The 17,898-nt window shown below is 51.2% G+C and carries 16 protein-coding genes; 4 read left to right on the top strand and 12 right to left on the bottom strand.

The genetic code is table 11. The features are described from left to right. Window positions 1-182: 182 nt before the first annotated feature. A complete protein-coding gene (locus tag CKO12_RS09305) occupies window positions 183-1,076 on the top strand; it encodes a S1 family peptidase (RefSeq protein ID WP_338032729.1) in 894 nt (297 codons plus the stop codon). 3 nt (window positions 1,077-1,079) lie between these two features. Here the strand turns inward: CKO12_RS09305 and CKO12_RS09300 are convergent, their stop codons facing one another. From CKO12_RS09300 to glmS, 11 genes are all read right to left on the bottom strand, one after another. After that, a complete protein-coding gene (locus CKO12_RS09300) occupies window positions 1,080-2,435 on the bottom strand; it encodes a TIGR03013 family XrtA/PEP-CTERM system glycosyltransferase (protein WP_242466286.1) in 1,356 nt (451 codons plus the stop codon). Between the two features lie 223 nt (window positions 2,436-2,658). Continuing rightward, on the bottom strand, window positions 2,659-3,810 hold the full coding sequence (locus tag CKO12_RS09295; protein ID WP_200154459.1) for a nucleotidyltransferase domain-containing protein: 1,152 nt from the start codon (window positions 3,808-3,810) through the stop codon (window positions 2,659-2,661). A 4-nt stretch (window positions 3,811-3,814) separates the two neighbouring features. Then, window positions 3,815-4,720 carry an HprK-related kinase A gene (locus CKO12_RS09290; protein ID WP_242466285.1) on the bottom strand — a complete coding sequence of 302 codons (906 nt, stop codon included), beginning with the start codon at window positions 4,718-4,720 and terminating at the stop codon, window positions 3,815-3,817. Then, window positions 4,710-4,991 (bottom strand): HPr-rel-A system PqqD family peptide chaperone, encoded by a 282-nt coding sequence (locus CKO12_RS09285; protein ID WP_200154458.1) that lies wholly within the window; start codon window positions 4,989-4,991, stop codon window positions 4,710-4,712. The genes CKO12_RS09290 and CKO12_RS09285 overlap by 11 nt, the downstream gene beginning before the upstream one ends. A gap of 38 nt (window positions 4,992-5,029) precedes the next feature. Continuing rightward, window positions 5,030-5,440, bottom strand: a complete 411-nt coding sequence (locus CKO12_RS09280) for a hypothetical protein (protein WP_200154457.1) — start codon at window positions 5,438-5,440, stop codon at window positions 5,030-5,032. A gap of 32 nt (window positions 5,441-5,472) precedes the next feature. Then, entirely contained in the window at window positions 5,473-6,846 is a 1,374-nt protein-coding gene (tilS, locus tag CKO12_RS09275) for a tRNA lysidine(34) synthetase TilS (protein WP_200154456.1), read from the bottom strand. After that, window positions 6,840-7,547, bottom strand: a complete 708-nt coding sequence (locus CKO12_RS09270; RefSeq protein ID WP_242466284.1) for a DUF3782 domain-containing protein — start codon at window positions 7,545-7,547, stop codon at window positions 6,840-6,842. The genes tilS and CKO12_RS09270 overlap by 7 nt, the downstream gene beginning before the upstream one ends. 13 nt (window positions 7,548-7,560) lie before the next feature. Beyond that, window positions 7,561-8,523: an acetyl-CoA carboxylase carboxyl transferase subunit alpha gene (gene accA / locus CKO12_RS09265; protein WP_200154466.1), complete on the bottom strand. Its 963-nt coding sequence runs from the start codon at window positions 8,521-8,523 to the stop codon at window positions 7,561-7,563. A 96-nt stretch (window positions 8,524-8,619) separates the two neighbouring features. Beyond that, a complete protein-coding gene (locus tag CKO12_RS09260) occupies window positions 8,620-9,186 on the bottom strand; it encodes a tetratricopeptide repeat protein (protein WP_200154455.1) in 567 nt (188 codons plus the stop codon). A gap of 94 nt (window positions 9,187-9,280) precedes the next feature. After that, complete coding sequence (locus CKO12_RS09255; RefSeq protein WP_200154454.1) at window positions 9,281-11,566, bottom strand: DUF1631 domain-containing protein; 2,286 nt, start codon at window positions 11,564-11,566, stop codon at window positions 9,281-9,283. Between the two features lie 148 nt (window positions 11,567-11,714). Continuing rightward, window positions 11,715-13,547, bottom strand: a complete 1,833-nt coding sequence (gene glmS / locus CKO12_RS09250) for a glutamine--fructose-6-phosphate transaminase (isomerizing) (protein ID WP_200154453.1) — start codon at window positions 13,545-13,547, stop codon at window positions 11,715-11,717. 121 nt (window positions 13,548-13,668) lie between these two features. Here glmS and recJ point away from each other — a divergent pair, with 121 nt between their 5' ends. From recJ to CKO12_RS09235, 3 genes are all read left to right on the top strand, one after another. Continuing rightward, entirely contained in the window at window positions 13,669-15,426 is a 1,758-nt protein-coding gene (recJ, locus tag CKO12_RS09245; protein ID WP_338032728.1) for a single-stranded-DNA-specific exonuclease RecJ, read from the top strand. A gap of 2 nt (window positions 15,427-15,428) precedes the next feature. Further along, entirely contained in the window at window positions 15,429-15,995 is a 567-nt protein-coding gene (gene yjgA, locus CKO12_RS09240; protein ID WP_242466283.1) for a ribosome biogenesis factor YjgA, read from the top strand. Between the two features lie 64 nt (window positions 15,996-16,059). After that, a complete protein-coding gene (locus CKO12_RS09235; protein WP_200154452.1) occupies window positions 16,060-17,322 on the top strand; it encodes a glucose-1-phosphate adenylyltransferase in 1,263 nt (420 codons plus the stop codon). Between the two features lie 58 nt (window positions 17,323-17,380). On the opposite strand, the gene CKO12_RS09230 is transcribed toward CKO12_RS09235, so the two are convergent. Beyond that, window positions 17,381-17,869 carry a L,D-transpeptidase gene (locus tag CKO12_RS09230; RefSeq protein ID WP_200154451.1) on the bottom strand — a complete coding sequence of 163 codons (489 nt, stop codon included), beginning with the start codon at window positions 17,867-17,869 and terminating at the stop codon, window positions 17,381-17,383. Window positions 17,870-17,898: the final 29 nt, after the last annotated feature.

Genomic DNA, 17,898 nt, shown 5'->3' with positions numbered 1-17,898 from the left:
TATACTTAACTGAACTGTCTTCTTCACGTCTTAAGAAATTCAAAAGTTGGTCTTCGTTGCACAGTTTCACTGTCGTAAGCTCCTACATTTTCTCTTATAGTATAGTATGTTTTGCGGATAACTATAATCCTCACAACGTTACTATATCGTACTAAAGCTCAATTTCAACAGGACATTTTCTCGTGTCAGAATTTTTTACACATTATAAGCACATGGTTTTATTGCTGATTTTGGTTGAAATGGCAATTTCAGCGAATGCAACCGCCGCTACTCTCATCAATTGTTACGATGACACCCGCGAGATGGTGACTCAAACGTCTTCTGATAACTGTCAAGGGCGGGCGATTAGTGATGATGAAGCGAATGCAATCAGGGAGCGACGTCGGGCATACATCCAAAATTCATTAAAAGCCGATGACAATCCAATGATTATTGGAAAACGGTTAATAAGCGTAGGTGCAGGTTTTTTTGTGAATGTGACCGGAGCCGTATTAACGAATGCGCATGTTGTTAAAAATTGCGACACGCTCATCATTTCGCGTGCCGGCGGTGAAATGATACCTGCACATATTACTGCTACTGAACCCGGAATTGATTTGGCATTGATTACTACGGATTTTCACCCAGAAAAAAGTGCTGCGTTTGCGCCATTAGATACCCCCCTGCCTAATACAGTAACGATTGTTGGTTATCCAAATCAAGGACTCCCACCAATTCGTCCCTTGCGTACCTCTGGTGTCATTTTGCCATCAAAGTTAGAATCAACATCAAGTATTCCTCGTCCGATTTCAATTCAAGCCGACGTCCGACCGGGCAACAGCGGTGGACCAGCACTTGATGAATTGGGGCGAGTGATCGGCGTTATCTTTGCGGCAGTTGACACTCCCGCCGTTTATAAACACACAGGTCGAATTGTCCGCGATATTGGCGTAGCAATACCGAATCATCTTACCTTTAAGTTTTTAGAACGCAACTCCATTACGCCTACTATACTGCCAGCACCGAAAACAGCAGAGCAACACTCTCTCCTTGATGACGCAAGTTTGTTTGTTGCGCGGGTTGAATGTTGGCGTTAATCATTAAACAGCACCTTTCCCAAATAAAACTACTTCAACGGTTTCAACCAAAATAAGCAAATCGAGAAAGGTGCTATGGTTTTTAATGTAATACAAATCGTATTCCAATTTGCGCAACGCATCTTCCTCCGTGCTGCCATAAGGATAAGAAATTTGCGCCCATCCTGTCAGACCTGGTTTCAAGCGATGACGTGTTGCATAATGTTCATATTTTCGCGTTAGATCAACAACGAATTCAGGACGTTCTGGACGCGGGCCAACAAAACTCATTTCTCCTTTCAAAATGTTAAAAATTTGTGGCAATTCATCAATCCGCGTTTTCCGAATAAACCGCCCGATATAAGTAATGCGTGGATCGTTTGTAGTTGCCCAACGCGCTTTGCCATCTGCTTCAGCATTAACGCGCATACTCCGAAACTTGATCACAGAAAAAGGTTCGCCATTCTCACCTACGCGCACTTGACGATACAGCACCGAGTGACGAAATCCACTTTCAATAAAAATAAGCGCGGCAGTCAATAGCATTACCGGCCACAATACAATAATAAAAATCAGCGAAAATAAAATATCAAAAAACCGTTTAATTAAAGTTGTCAGTAAATGGTTTTGAAACCCATCAGAGTGAATCAGCCAGCTCGGCGTCAGTAAATCTAGTTTAAGTACCCCAAGCTCGCGTTCAAAAAAATCCTGCTGTTCTAAAACTTGAATTCCGCACATGCGACATTCCAGCAATTCGGTGATTGGCAATTTACCCCGCCGATCCTTCAGTGCTAAAACAATCTCATCAACGTGATATTCAACAGCAATCTGCACCAGTGGTTTATTGTAAGGGATTATTGGCATATTAGGCTGGGTCTTTTGATCATCCAAAGCGGTAGGAATAAACCCAACAATATCGAGACGTTTTTGGTTAGCAATCATTAATTGATCGGCTAACGGAGAATCGCCTAACACGAGTGCCCTACGCTTAAAAATACTGGGATTGGCGCGAAAAAAAGCCAAGCGTAAAAGTACAACTAAAATAAAAGAAAATAGAATTGTGAGTGATAAAATACTCCGCCAAAGCCCTAGTGGTGGAAACAAAAATGACAGCGCGGATAACAGAATAGAGCCCAGAAAAAAAGATAGTGCAATCCTGACCAATGAACCCGTTAATCCTTCACGCAAACTTGCTTCATACAGTCCTGTTGCTGCCATAGTGAGCACAAAGACAAATGCCACAATTAACGTAAATAATATCGTTGGTTCCAGAGTAGCTTCACCGTCAAGAAACCACCACCGTATATGAACCGCTGCATGAAAAGACACAGCAAAAATAATACTTTCTATTCCTGCTAAAAATATAAATGGTACCCGCATGTAGTGACGAAATATCCGAATAGAGTGCATATAAAACCTACTGTAACAATTTAACGATTCCAGTTATTTATAGTTGTCCGCAAAAAGTTCCATACAAAAGAGTGTGGCAAGTATTAACTACCGGCAGCGCATGGCTAGATTGTGACTGATCCGCCTGCTTTTATACTATAGCTAGTTTTGCGGACAACTATAATCTCTAAGCTACTCAATACTTAGGGTAAGTTCAAAGCTGCTGTAAATCTTGAGGTTTAATGTCAATATAACGAGGCACCTTTCGTAAACGCAACCACATTTTATAGCTGAGATGTCGTATCAGTAATAATGGTGGCATTCTTAACCAGTGCGCTCGCAAATATAATAATTGCCGCGCCAAGCGGGCACGATAGCGCGGATAAGCCGGATGCTCTGGAAGAATTGCAAGTGGCACCAACCAATCCATTAACCATTGTATTGGTGCAATTGGTGCAAATCTGGCAGTGGTTTGTATAGCAAATGCGGGTACTTTAATGCCTAGCAACCGCTGCAAATAACGAAATCCATAATAAAGAGGGCGTCCTAGGTTCAATTGTTCTGCACGCTGTACCAATTGCGACCAAAATGTCATCTCAGAACCAAAATAACGCAATAAATCAGCAATATCTATCAAATCGCGTAAGCGCAATCCTTCTTCTGGATTTCCTTCAAATAATAAATGTACTAATACGTGTAACACCATATCAGGCGCTGCGAGTATTTGCGCTTCTGAGTTTGGAACAGTGTGTGCTTCTGTAAACAATGATGCAGTAATCGCATGAAAATTAAACCGGTGCGTTCGCGGTAATAACGTGTGGTGAATATCAATTTCACTTTCACGTTCTCGATGACGTAAAGGAGGAATTTCGTGCATCCACAACCGATAATATCGCTCATCATAAGGACTTAAAGTTGTTTTTAACCAACCACGATCTAACAATCGTTGCTCAACCACTGTAATGTGTTCTAGCGGTACAAGAATATCTAAATCAGCAAAGAATCGCCCAGAAGCTGGCGGTAAATCAGCGATCACATACGCAATTCCTTTGAGTGCGATCACAGGGACATCTAAACCTTTTAATGCCCATAAAATGCGATTAAGTTCCCAAGCTAATACGGTTTGACGATGTGTCACTAAGTTATTTGCAGCACGCAATTGTGCCGCTACATTTTCTGGGACAGAACTCAATAAGCACAGCCGTTTGAGTTCCATATAAAGACGACCAAGCAAGCGTTTTTGTCGTGCGACTTGCAGCAATAAATCCCAATCACAATCGCTCAATTTTGACAATTGTTGCGGTTCACACACTGCGTTGATAAGCAGTGCGCTGGCATATTGCGCTGGTGATTGATTCTGCAACATATATTTATTGTGTTAAGTCATCAAGTGTGTGAATTGCTTGCGCTAAATCTGAATAAACTAGCGAATAAATCTCGCAGTTTTTTACTATGTGCGCAACAGCTTTAAATGCGAGTTCACCCAGCACTTCATAATTAAAAGCATTGCTTGCAATCATCATAAACGCACGATCTTTCGCAATAGGTTGAAGCGTTAATGCAGCGCCCGCTTGCCAACGTGGAAAAATTACCCAACCAGCAGGCGCTGATTCTTTCATGCGGGTAATACTTGCTAATGGTGGGCGAATGTGTGCAACCGAACCTTTATGTGTGCCGTGATAAGTCGAACCAATATGGGCAGTGGCGCTGAATTGACGAATAACGTTAATTGATTGATTTTTTAATGAGATTAAACGTGGAATAGGAATGAATGTCGCATCTTCTGGTTGCACTAACCCAAACTCATCAGAAAAAAGTCGCCAACCAGAATGAGATAATGCAGCGCACAGCGTGGATTTGCCGCTCCCTGGCGCGGCTGGCAAAACCAATACCCGTCCGTGACGCTCGACTACAGCAGCGTGTAGCATTAAGACATGATGGGCGCGAACTGCAATACACCAATTCATCCCCCATTCCAACGTTGGAAATGCCTGCTCTATAGAAACATCAGTAAATGGTGCCGGACCATCGGCACTAAAACGCACTACCGGACGCAGCCAACGTCGTAATGGTGATGCCCAATCTAATGTCATGCGGTAATCATCAACACCCGAATGATCATAAACGGGATAATGCGCATAGAGTTTGTGTAAAACCGGAAATAGCAATCGCAACGAACTGTTTAAGCGCAGACGAAATGGCCCGCAACCAAAACACAAGCCTGCGGTAGTTAGCCGAGCTTGTAATTCAGTTGCGGTTAATTCACTAATCATCATGGCGTTGAATTAAGCCAAGTTCGTCGAAGCGTGTTAATAATGCGCTAACTTGTGCGCACAGCTCGGCATCCGGCATACAATCAAACTCTATAGCGAGGTGCGCACAGATAGCGTCAAGTGATTGCGGTGCTGCAATCAATTGCTGCAAAATTGCAGCCCCAAAAGCATTCAGAAAGTGGGTTTCGCCAGAAGCCACTTGATAAAGTGCAAATTGGTCTTCCCACTGTTCCCAATGTAATGCACCCTGTGAATGCAGTTGCCAAATGTCCATAGTGAGATCAAGACAACCCCAATCTGTGCAAGTGTCAACTACCGTTGCGGCGTTGTTAATGAAGTATACGCATTTGAACTGAGAATAATACTGTATAAAGTTTGATCATCTTTCGGAATTGGGCAGGTGTATGTGCCATCAGCTTCGTTGAATATTGCTGGATCGCCGGTGCCAATGTCGCTGGAATCGACTTTTTTTCCTTCACTATCACAGGTGGTAACACTGGATCGAACGCAATAATCACCAGCTTCCGGTTTATCGCCATTATAAACCCAGCCCTTGATTCCGGTATTACATGAAGAAACTGCCATCACCGCTCCGCTCCGCAAAGTCAAAATAGCGGGCGCACCCAGCGCCACACCTTTGAGCAAACGCCGCCGGGTTGTTCCTGCATTCAATGCAGATTGAACTTCAGGTAACGTTGATTGATGTTTAGTGTCGTTATTCATATAAAATACTCCATTTTTGCAATCACGCACGATTAAAAAATAGTCGTCTTTTGTTGTATTGATGCTGTAGGATACTGCAATTGACCTGCCATCCATTGCACGGTACCGGCAGGCGCTGCAAGTGTTTGACAATGACACACCCCCGCTACCGCCAATAATTGCTCGCCATTAAATACTAATGGCACATACGGTCGCCACCATTCTGGCACTCCATGCGCTTGATATAAGCGTTTTAATTCCCCGCTCTGCCCCGCCCCACGCTCACAACGTATTCCCGACTTGCCAAATTGTACCCGCAGCGTCCAATCACGACTCGCCGCGTCAGACGCTGGCAACCAGTGTAATTGCCCCAATTCGAGCGGCAATTCCAGCGGCATATTCGTCGCGCCCACCGTCCACAGCAACGTTGCCGTTGGCGGCGGTGGCAACGGCGGCAGCGCAAATAAATCCAGCCGATAACGGCGAATCTCGCAGCCCGTCCACGTCACCAGCGGTCTGGCATCGGCGCGAGCCGTCAACATCTCCGTACTGATCCGCAACAACTGTCGCGTATCCGGCGCTCGAAATCCGTTGTTTTTCAGCCACAAACGCAACACAGCCTGTTGTAATGACGACTCCAACTGGCGCAATCCACCAATATCGAGCGTCCCCAGCCGCGTCCCGCCGAGCGTCGCCAACTGTTGCGCCGCCACCTGCTCCACCACCCGCGCCGCCGTCGCACAATGGCTGGCGCTGCGCGTCAACGTTGCCGTCACCGCCGGCCACCGTTCCCGCAGCAACGGTACCACCTTCTGCCGCAAAAAATTACGATCAAATCGCGGCAGCGCGTTACTTGGATCATCAATCCAATCAAGCTGTTGCGTCTGAGCATACGCCAATAATGCCGCTCGTGTCACCGCCAACAGCGGGCGCACCAAACGCCCCGCGCCCAGCGCCATCTCCAGCGGCATCGCCGCCAAGCCCTGCACACCACTGCCGCGCAGCAGCGCCAATAATAACGTTTCCGCCTGATCATCAGCATGATGCGCCGTCAATAATACCGCATCTGCTTGTAATACTTCAGAAAATGCCTGATAACGCGCCGCCCGCGCCACCGCCTCCACACTTTCACCGGAACGCGGTTGTAATTCCAAATGTCGAATAGTTAAAGGAATAGCGAGCGCCGCGCAATGCTTTTGACAATGCGCCTCCCAATCGACCGCATCTGGTTGTAAACCGTGATTGAGATGAATAGCATTTAATGTCCCCGACAAGTGCTGCCGAATTGCAGCAGCGGCAAATAACAACGCCGTAGAATCAAGCCCGCCACTATAAGCAATCCAATACTGCGGTGCCGGACGCAGCGCCCGCAAAACTGTAGCAAGTAATGTGGGATCGAAATGATGGTTTAATTCCGTGTTTACCATTGTTTAGGAATGAAACGTGCATCATTACAAATTAACACTCCATCGCCACTTTGCGCCAATACGAATAACCTTTGACGATAAGCAAAACGCGCAATCTCATCTGGTAATACCATCGCCGCCACCGCACCCAATAACTGATAATTGGCATATTTCGGAAACAACCGTTTGAATTTATCCAGCCGTGACAAATGCTCTTGGACATCTTCCACCGTCAAGCGACTTTTACATTCTACTGCAATCGCAATCGTTGCATTTGTCACTAACAAATCAATTTCAATTCCCTCTTTATCTTGGAGATTGATTGCTGACAAATCGCGGGTGACTTGATGCACTTCTAAACCACGCTGCCGGAATAAACGAATCACCGCCGGACGCACCATTTCTTCCACAAATTCGCCCAAGCGATTATGCCAACTGCCGAAGGTGCGACTCAATTCCTTCACCGAACGTTCCATTGCTTGAATACGCTCGTCGGTTTCCCGAAACTTCAAATCAGTTGCTTGAAACTTCAAATCAGTCGCTTGAAATTTCAAATCAGTTTCCCGAAACATCTGGCGCAATTCCTGCCATTCTTGTTCGGATTTCTGTCGGTCAAGTGCGCGAGCAACCGCCATTTCCCGTTGTGTAGTCGTTAATTCTCGTTGCGCAACTGCGACTTCTTGAAATAGCGTTAATAATTCTTCATAGGTCGCCGTCATCATTCACCTCTTCAAGTTAAGATGTTTCCTTAAAGCGCCCGTATGCCATCAAGCGTTTATAACGTGTAGCAATGAGTGTTTCCACAGGAATTGTATTCAACGCATCAATCCGTTCAATCAATACCGCTTTTAGTGATTTTGCGACGGCATCCACATCCCGATGAGCGCCACCCAATGGCTCTTTAATCACCTGATCGACTAAACCTTGATCCAGCAATTTTTCTGATGTAATCGCCATTGCTTCTGCAGCCAATTGCGCTTTATCAGCACTTTTCCATAAAATAGACGCGCAGCCTTCCGGGGAAATCACAGAATAGGTGCTGAATTGCAGCATTCCCAACCAATCGCCAACACCAATTGCCAGCGCTCCGCCCGATCCACCTTCACCAACGACAGTGCATAGAATTGGCGTCCGCAACCGCGACATCTCGCGCAAATTACGCGCAATTGCTTCACTTTGCCCGCGTTCTTCGGCACCAATACCGGGATAAGCACCGGGCGTATCAATAAACGTTAAAATCGGTAATCCAAACCGCTCTGCCATTTCCATTAACCGCAAGGCTTTGCGATACCCTTCTGGGCGCGGCATTCCAAAATTGCGCAAAATTTTCTCTTTCGTATCGCGTCCTTTTTGATGACCAATCACCATCACCGGACGTCCATCAATCCGCGCTAATCCACCCACAATTGCCCGATCATCTGCAAAAGCGCGATCCCCGTGCAATTCGTAAAAATCATCAAAAATCCGGCGCGTATAATCCAATAAATACGGGCGCTGCGGATGACGAGATAATTGTGAAATCTGCCAAGGATTTAATGCCGAAAAAATTGATTCCGTCATCGCAACACACTTGGTATGCAGCCGTTCAATTTCTTCCTGTAAATTGATTTCGTTATCAAACCCAACTAAACGCAACTCTTCAATTTTTGCTTCCAATTCCGCAATTGGTTGTTCAAAATCCAGAAAATTTAAATTCAAGCTCATTCTATGCTCCACAGATAAAAAAAGCGGTGATTGTGTACAATCACCGGCAGGTTATAAGCGATGATAATCTCATTCAAATAATCTATCAAATCAATGCGCCGATAACGATTGCAACCAGCGCAATAGCGTGTTCCGTTCAATCTGATCCAACGCGGCATCTAAGGTGATTTGATCTGCTGCCGCTTGCACCGCTTGCCCAGCCGCACTTTGCAGCCATTGCGTCAAGGCTTGCGCCAGCGGATGCCCTTTGATGGCGGCATGACTGAGCCACAACGCGCCGCTGTCAGCATCAGATGTCACGCCGGTGCCGGTCAAATAACAGCGCCCCAGATAACACATGGCATCGGGATAATGCTGTTCGGCAGCGCGCATTAACCACGCGACCGCTTCGTTGGGGCGGGCGGCCGCAAAAAATAATAACGCCAAATCGGTTTGGGCGACGGCCTCACCTGCATCAGCATCAATCACCACTTTTTGCTCAATCTCACTCAACGGCAAACAGGATAATGGCAATATATCAATTAACTTCACTTGCGTTTTTTCTCCGCTGTCATTGATGCTCACCACCGCAAGACTGCCGCGATGAATATGTCGCCACAACGTGCGTTTGCTCAGACCAGTAATTGCGGTCGCGGTATTTAAACTAATTGATGGCATAGCAATGATCCTCACTTGATAATCTATTTTTTATGTTGTGATTATAAACCAGTTTACACAGGTTCTTGCTTTCTATGACAGCATGTTGATTGCATTATACTGGCGGTTTGATTTTTTCAAACACCTGCGCCACCGCACGATCTGTTAGTGGATTTTGACTCAATAAACGTGCCGTGCCTTTGCGCAAATGTTCTGCCAAACTTTCTACCGCCAACGTCATCGCATTTTCTCCTTGACGATTGGTGAATAAATACACGCGCTTTAATTCGCTAATCCAATTTAAGCGCAACGTTTTACGGGTGCCGCGTTCACTGTGAAATTCAAACCATGCGCCAACTTCCAATGCCTGCACCAATTGCAGTTGTGGATCACTATCTGCTGGTACCGTCTCTTCCGCAGCGGGCGGCGGTACAGCGGCAGGCGAGGTGATGACTGCTGGCGCAACGCTCGCCGCTCCGTTCATCGCCGCCGCCGGTGGCGGGCGCGTTGCCGGCGGTGGTGGCACCGGATCAGGTCGCAGCGCGGCCATGTGCAGCCGGATCAATTCGCTAAAAAACGCCTCCCATGCTTCATCTAATTGTAGTTGCTCAAGATTTTGCCGCAGCCGTTTCAGCAAATTGGGCAGCAATTTGAGCAGTCGTTCCCGGTCTACGGCGGTCGTTTTCGGCGTGACGCTCCAAATCAACTCATCCATCAACGTCACCGCTTCTTGCCAAGCCGCGCTCGTGGTGCCGTGTTGCAGCGCAATTGCCGCCAACACCAATCGCCAATGCCGCTCCAAAAAATCCGCGATTAACGGCGGCATCGTCTGCGCCCGCCGGGGCTGCAACACCGCCACCGCGTGCTGGAGTGCCGTCTCGTGATGTTCCGCCGTCGCCAACTGCGCCACCACCGGCTGCGCCTTTGCCTGCGCCCGCTGTTCCTCCGCGTGTAAAAAAGTTTCTAGGCGCTGCACCTGTTCGCTAAATACTTGAATATCAACATCAAATCCACTCACTACCGCTTCCACCACCGCGCCAATTTCCGCCGTCAACCGCGCCTCATCTTCTTGACCGCGCCCCAGCCCGGCGGTGGCGATGGTGTCGAGCAGCCGGCGGGCGGGATGTTTGCGCTCCGAAAAAAAGCGTTTATCCAACAGCGCCACCTTGAGCACCGGAATCTGCAATTTGGCAATTTCAGCCCGCAGCGGCGCAGGTAATTCGGGATCATTAAAAATGGCTTCAAACAGCATCGACACGATGTCAATCGTCATCGCATCAAGCGGATGCGACCACTGCGCCAGCGGCGTGGCACGAAATTGTTGCAACACATCGTCCTGTTCCAGCGCCAGCGCGATGGGTTCCACGCTCGGCACCGTGCGCACTTCCGCCCGCCCGTGTTGCATCTGTCCCAACGCATCCAGCAGTTGATGAACGCTGACGGTAGTTGCCACGCCACTGCGACGCGGCGGCGCAAGTGGCGCGGCTGCTGCCGTCATATTCATCCGCGTATTCACCGCTGGCGCGGGCGCAAATGCAGCTCCAGTGCGATTGGCGACCTGAATCGCTTGCAACAATTGGCTAAACACATCCTCGCTGGCCTCAGCCACCTCGCCCGCGCCGCTGAATGCAGAACTGCCGCTGCTCGCACCGTGTCCAACCCGTGCTGGCGGCGCAGCGCCACTTGCGGTGCTGGCGCTGGGTCGTGATCCGGTTGGCAACGCCGTCGTGCTACTTGTCGCAGAAGCTGGCGCTGGCGCAGCTTCGGGCATCATCGGCAACACGCCGGCAGCGGCAAGATGACGATTGAGCGCGGCGTACAGCTCCGGCAACGCGGCAGCGGTGTGGCGTTCAAAGGCTTGCAGCACCGGCAGCGCCAGCGTTCGCTCCAAATCCAGCTCGATGAGCGTTTGTAACAGCGCGTTAAAAATCGTTGCGGGATACAAGGGGTTATCGTCCTGACTCAGCCGCTGCATTTGCAACAAGATCGCCAGCCGCCGATCCAGCGCGACGAGATGTTGAGAACAGTGAAACGCAGCGCGGCTGGATAATTTATTGATCGCTAAATCCCGTTCAAAATCATCAGGATCAATCAAACTCAATTCATCCGGCAAAGTGAATTCAGCGGCAGCGGGCGGCGGCGTGTGAAGGGCGGTGACGCTGGCATCGAAACGGGCGGCGTACACCCGCTGGAAACGTTCCACCAGCGCGGGCGCACGGTTGGCAAGCAGGTTGAGGGCGGCGAAACAAATTTGTTGCTGTTCTAACGTGGCGGCGTGATCCGCCATGCTGAGGAATTCATCCTTAACGCGATCAAGATGTTGCATAAACGCCGCCATGACGCCTTGGGCGAGGCGATCACGGCAGGCAGTGAGAAGAGCAAGCACGGCGGCTTCTAACATGGGCACAACGACGCGATGTTTTGGCTGTAAATAAGTGCTCGGTGTTTCAACTCTCCTCCAACTTTCTGGTGCTCCGCAGCAGAGTGATTTCATATCCCTTGATAAAACAGTTGGAGAATTTTATTAAACGGTCACTGCGGGTTAGTATTTATTCCACTGTCACCGATTTGGCAAGATTGCGCGGCTGATCAACGTCGGTACCTTTTAATACGGCGACGTGATATGCCAATAATTGCAGCGGGACGGTAAAAATCAGTGGCGCGAGCAGATCATCCGTTTCCGGGAGCCGAATCACCGTCACTCCCGCAGTGGCAGTCAGCGCGACTTGCGAATCCGCAAAGACGAATAATTGCCCACCACGCGCCCGCACTTCTTCTAAATTCGATTTGAGTTTTTCCAATAGCGCGTTATTCGGTGCCACCACCACCACCGGCATTTCTTCATCAATCAGCGCCAGCGGCCCGTGTTTCAATTCACCGGCGGGATACGCTTCAGCGTGAATATAAGAAATTTCTTTGAGTTTCAGTGCGCCCTCCAACGCAATCGGATATTGCGTCCCGCGCCCCAGAAATAAGGTGTGCTGTTTATCCACAAATTGTTCTGCTAACGCGGCGATCTGCGCATCCAACGCCAGCACCGCTTCCAACTGTTTCGGCACGCTGCGCAGCAACGTGACTAAACGCGCTTCTTCGGTTGCATCCAAGCGGTGCAAGCGTCCCAACGCAATGGTCAGCAGCAGCAGCGCGGTCAATTGCGTGGTGAAGGCTTTGGTGGAGGCGACGCCAATTTCCGGCCCGGCGCGAGTCAGCAGCACCAAATCCGACTCGCGCACCAGCGAGCTTTCCGGCACGTTGCAAATCGCCAGCGTGGCGGCGTAACCCGAGGCTTGCGCCAGCCGCAGCGCCGCGAGCGTGTCGGCGGTTTCGCCCGATTGAGAAATGGTCACAAACAGCGCCTGCGCCGGCACGACATGGGCGCGATAGCGATATTCGCTGGCGACTTCGACCTGACACGGCAAGCCGGCGATTGCCTCCAGCCAGTGCCGGGCGACCAGTGCTGCGTGAAAACTGGTGCCGCAGGCGACGATGGTCACGGCTTGAATCTGGCTGAACAACGCGGCGGCTTGCGAGCCAAAACTTTCTGGCAGCACGCGATCTGCCAACAGCCGCCCTTCGAGCGTGGCTGCCAGCGCCTGCGGCTGCTCAAAAATTTCTTTCAACATGAAATGGCGATAACTGCCGCGCTCGGCAGCTTCGGCGGTGACTTGCGAGGTTTTCAGCGGGCGCTCCACCAGTTCACCGGCGGCGTTCCAAATCCGCACCGTCTCGCGGGTCAATTCGGCGAGATCGCCCTCTTCTAAAAAGATAAAGCGATTGGTGACGGGCAGCAGCGCGAACACGTCAGAGGCGATGAAGTGCTCACCAAAGCCGATCCCAATCACCAGCGGACTGCCTTGTCGCGCTGCCACCAGATGCTCAGGATCGTGGCGATCCAGCACGCCGAGCGCATACGCGCCTTGCAACTGCGCGGTCGTCTGCCGCACGGCATCAATCAACGATAAGCCAGCGGCGAGCGCGTCATACAGCGCGTGGACGATGACTTCGGTGTCGGTCTCGGAAGTGAAGCGATGTCCAGCGGCGCGTTGCTCCGCCCGCAGCAGTTCGTGATTTTCGATGATGCCGTTGTGAACCACCGCGCAGCGGTCGCGGCAAATGTGCGGATGCGCGTTATGAGTGGCGGGTTCGCCGTGCGTTGCCCAGCGCGTGTGGGCGATGCCGAGCAAGCCGGGCAGTGGCTGCGCAGCGACGGCTTCCGCCAGCCGTGCGACTTTGCCGAGCGTGCGAGCGCGGTTGAGTTGACCATCGGGATTTAACACCGCGATGCCGGCGGAGTCATAACCGCGATATTCCAGCCGCCGTAAGCCTTCCAAAAGGATGGCTGCGACGGGACGTTGAGCGATAGCACCGACGATGCCGCACATGGCGAGGTTCTCCGTTGGGTTGAAAAAAGTTGGCAGTGATCAGCGCAATGCTGAAATGGTGTCTGTTTATCGGTTGCAGTGCGTTGATAAAACGTAGTTATTGAATTATGCGGCATCTGCTGTGGCAGAATTTAACCGACAACTGCCAACCGACAAGCGACAACTCATGCACATTCGCCGCCTTCCCCATCACGCCGACATTGCCGCTGCGACCACGCCGACTGCGCTGCTGCGAGCGTTATATGCCAATCGCGGCATCGCTGCGGACACCGAGGCGACGCCCGGCTTGGCGGCGCTGGCTCCCGCACAATTACTGCACGGACTGCCCGCAGCGTTAGAGCGGCTGGAGCTGGAATTGCGCCGCGGCGGTCATTTGATGGTGATTGGTGATTATGACGCCGACGGCGCGACGGCTTGCGCAGTGGCGGTGCGCGGGCTGCGGGCGCTGGGCGCAGCGCAGGTGTCATATCTGCTGCCGAGCCGGTTTCGCTTTGGTTATGGCTTGAGTCCCGAAGTGGTGGAATTGGCAGCCGCGCAGCAGCCGTCGCTCATTATCACCGTCGATAACGGCATCACCAGCGTGGCGGCAGTGGCGCGGGCGCAGGAATTGGGCATCGCGGTGCTGATTACTGACCATCATTTGCCCGGCGAGCAGTTGCCAGCGGCGGTGGCGATTGTGAATCCGAATCAGCCGGGCTGCGCGTTTCCCAGCAAACATCTGGCCGGCGTCGGCGTGATGTTTTATCTCCTCGCTGCGCTGCGCTCGCAACTCCGCGCCAGCGGCTGGTTTGACGCCCAGCGCCCGGAACCAAACGTGAATGAATTGCTCGATTTGGTGGCACTCGGCACGGTCGCCGATGTGGTGCCGCTGGATCGCAATAACCGGATTTTAGTGGATCAAGGGCTGCGGCGAATTCGTGCCGGACACTCCAGCGCCGGCATTCAGGCGCTGTTTCAAACTGCCGGTCGTGCTCTCAGTCAGGCCGCTGCGAGTGATTTTGGCTTTGGCATCGCGCCGCGTTTGAATGCCGCTGGGCGATTGGAGGAAATGACGCTCGGCGTGGAGTGTCTGCTGGCTGACGATTTCACGCAGGCGCTGGCGCTGGCGCAGCGGTTGGATGCGTTGAATCGCAGCCGCCATGAGCTGCAAACGGAAATGCAGGCAGACGCGGAGTGGTTGCTGGACACGCTGGTGCTGGACGGAGCGCAGTTGCCAGCGGCGCTGTGTTTGCGCGGTGATGACTGGCATCAAGGCGTGACCGGCATCGTGGCGGCGCGGATTCGGGAGCAATATCACCGTCCGGTGCTGGCGTTTGCCGCTGCGAATGAGGGACGCCTGCGCGGGTCGGGACGTTCAATTGATAGCGTGCATCTCCGCGACGCGCTCGCGCAGGTCAAGCGTGATCAGCCGGAGCTGATTGAACATTTTGGCGGACACGCGCAAGCGGCGGGACTGACGATTCGCGCTGCCGATTACGACCGGTTTCATGCGGCATTTATTGACGCGGTGCGGCTGCAAATTGGCGACGTGCCACCGCAGCCGGAATGGAATTCAGACGGGGCGCTGCCGCCGCAGTTATTGACGCTGGAGACTGCCGAGGCACTGCGCACTGCTGGACCGTGGGGCAAAGGTTTTGCGGAACCGTGTTTTGATGATGTGTTTACGGTGCAACAGGTGCGCGTATTAAAAGAGCAGCATGTGAAATTACAAGTCAGCACTGCGAGCGGAGAAGAATTGAATGCGATTGGCTTCAATCTCATTGCATCATTGCCGAGCGTAGGGCAAGCAGTGCGTTTGGTGTATCAATTCGATGTGAATGAATATCGCGGGGTGCGCTCGCCGCAGTTATTAGTGAAAGCGATACAAATGAGTGAATGAAGATGACGATATTTCAATATGATAGTGCTACTGAAATGCTGGATGATCCGGTTGCATTTGCTGGACCGAGTAAAAGTCAAATCAAACGCGACAAGCTGGCGCTGCAAACTTTAGCAGAACGCTTGGTATCACTCCCACGCCGCGAATTGGAACAACTGAATTTAAGTGCGGCAACGTGGCTTGCGATTGATGAAACACCGCGTATTAAAGATTCCCGTGCTCGCGGTCGGCATTGGAAACGCATTGCAAATTTATTAGAACGCGAAGATATGGCGGCAGTGCAATTATTGATGACCGACAATGGTGATCGTGAACGCGCCCAGACTGCGCATTTTCACGCGCTGGAACGCTGGCGCGAACGCTTCATTATTGAAGGCGATGCCGCGTTGGCAGAATTCATCGCGCAATATCCCGACGTGGATCGCCAAGCATTGCGCAGCTTAATTCGTGCCGCGCAGCGCGATACGGAACGCGGCAAACCGGACGCGCCGCGCAAATTATTTCGGGCGCTGCGAGAGATCGCCGAAGGTGCGGATTTCCCGCCCCAAACTGAGGCGAGCGGTTTATGATGCGCAGCGCAAGAGCCAGTACGTTCCACTAACCGCCCCAATTAGGGGCTTGCGGAGATTTTTTATGCACCACAACGAACGGATCATTGCCTTTGTTATGGCCGGTGGCCAAGGCGCACGGCTGCAACCACTCACGACCGGACGTTCCAAGCCGTCGGTGCCCTTTGGTGCCCGCTATCGGATCGTCGATTTTGTATTAAGTAATTTAGTCAATTCGCAGATTTCAACCATTTATTTGCTGGTGCAATACAAATCACAGGCGTTGATTGAACATGTGCGCAAGGCATGGACAATTTCTCCATTATTACAAAGCCAATTTGTGACGGTGGTGCCGCCGCAAATGATGACGGGCGAGAATTGGTTTCAAGGCACAGCAGATGCGATCAATCAAAATATCAATTTAATTGAAGAGCATCGCCCGAATTTGGTGGCGGTATTCGGTGCCGATCACATTTATCGGATGGATATCCGCCAGATGGTTGATTTTCATCAGGAACGCAACGCTGATGTCACCATTGCTGCGTTGCCGGTGCCGCTGCGTGATGCGCAAGGTTTTGGCGTGATTGCGGCTGATAGCAATGGACAAATTCAGGCATTTGAAGAAAAACCTGAACATCCGACGCCAATGGCAGCCGACCCTTCGCAAGCCTTCGCGTCAATGGGAAATTACATTTTTAATGCTGACGTTTTAGTGAAGGCATTGAAAGAAGCGCAAGAAGCTGGTGAAACAGATTTCGGTCAACATGTTTTGCCGCGTTTATTGCGCACCCATCGTTTATTTGCATACGATTTTGCGACCAATGAAGTGCCGGGCATTTTGCCGTATGAAAATCGGATGTATTGGCGTGATTTGGGGACGATTGATGCGTATTTTGAAGCGCATCAAGATGTGCTGGGGCATCAACCGGTTTTTGATATGTTTAATCCCGATTGGCCGATTTTTTCCAGCGGTTATCAGGGGCCAGTAGCGCGTATTCTTGGCGGTGAAATCCGCAATAGTTTATTGGCTGCTGCGACCATGATTCACGAGGGTGCCAAGATCAGTAATTCAATTATTCGCCGCGAGGCCGTGATTGAAGAAGATGTGGTGTTGGAAGATTGCGTGATTATGGATTATGCGCGGGTGTGTCGCGGAGCGCGGTTACGGCGCGTGATTGTGGATCGTCACAATGTGATTGCTGCTGGTGAACAAATTGGCTTTGATTCGGTGCAAGATCGGCAGCGGTTTCATGTCAGTGAAGGCGGCGTGACGGTGATCCCAATGGGGCGTGTGAATTATTTTGCACGGGATAATCGCGGTTCTGGACGCGGTGGTTATTCTGAATAACCGTTAATGAAAACGCCGCTTGCTGCATTATAAAAAGTTGGCGGCGTTTGCACTTGCATTATTCACAAATCTCAACGCACATTCCGATTGTTGTTTGCGCAAATAATGCAATCAGATCGTGATTGCGCATCCGAATACAACCGTGTGAGCGCGGTTCTCCCATTGGCTCGCTCTCCGGGCAGCCGTGAATGTAAATGTAGCGCCGCAACGTATCGACCGTCCCGCCGCGATTAATGCCCACTTCGCACCCCGTCAGCCACAAAATCCGCGTCAAAATCCAATCGCGCTCCGGCTGCGCCGCTGCCAGCGCGGCGTCATAGCGTTCGCCGGTCGGACGCCGCCCGCGAAACACGGTGCCGAGCGGACATCCCGCGCCAATCCGCAGCCGAATCCGATGCTGCCCGCGTGGGGTGCAGCCGCTGCCGCGCTGTTCACCCGCGCCGTTGCGAGCGGTGGAAACCGGAAAATGCGCCAGCACCTGCCCGCCGCGATGCAGCGCCAGCGTTTGTAAACGCAATTGAATCAAAAGTTTATCGTGTGAATTCATGGGTAAAATGCGCAATTGACCGGGGATTG

The organism is Chromatium okenii (genome assembly GCF_016583745.1).
GTDB lineage: Bacteria > Pseudomonadota > Gammaproteobacteria > Chromatiales > Chromatiaceae > Chromatium > Chromatium okenii.
The sequence above is the reverse complement of the archived record's forward strand: the minus strand, read 5'-3'. Positions and strand labels throughout refer to the sequence as shown.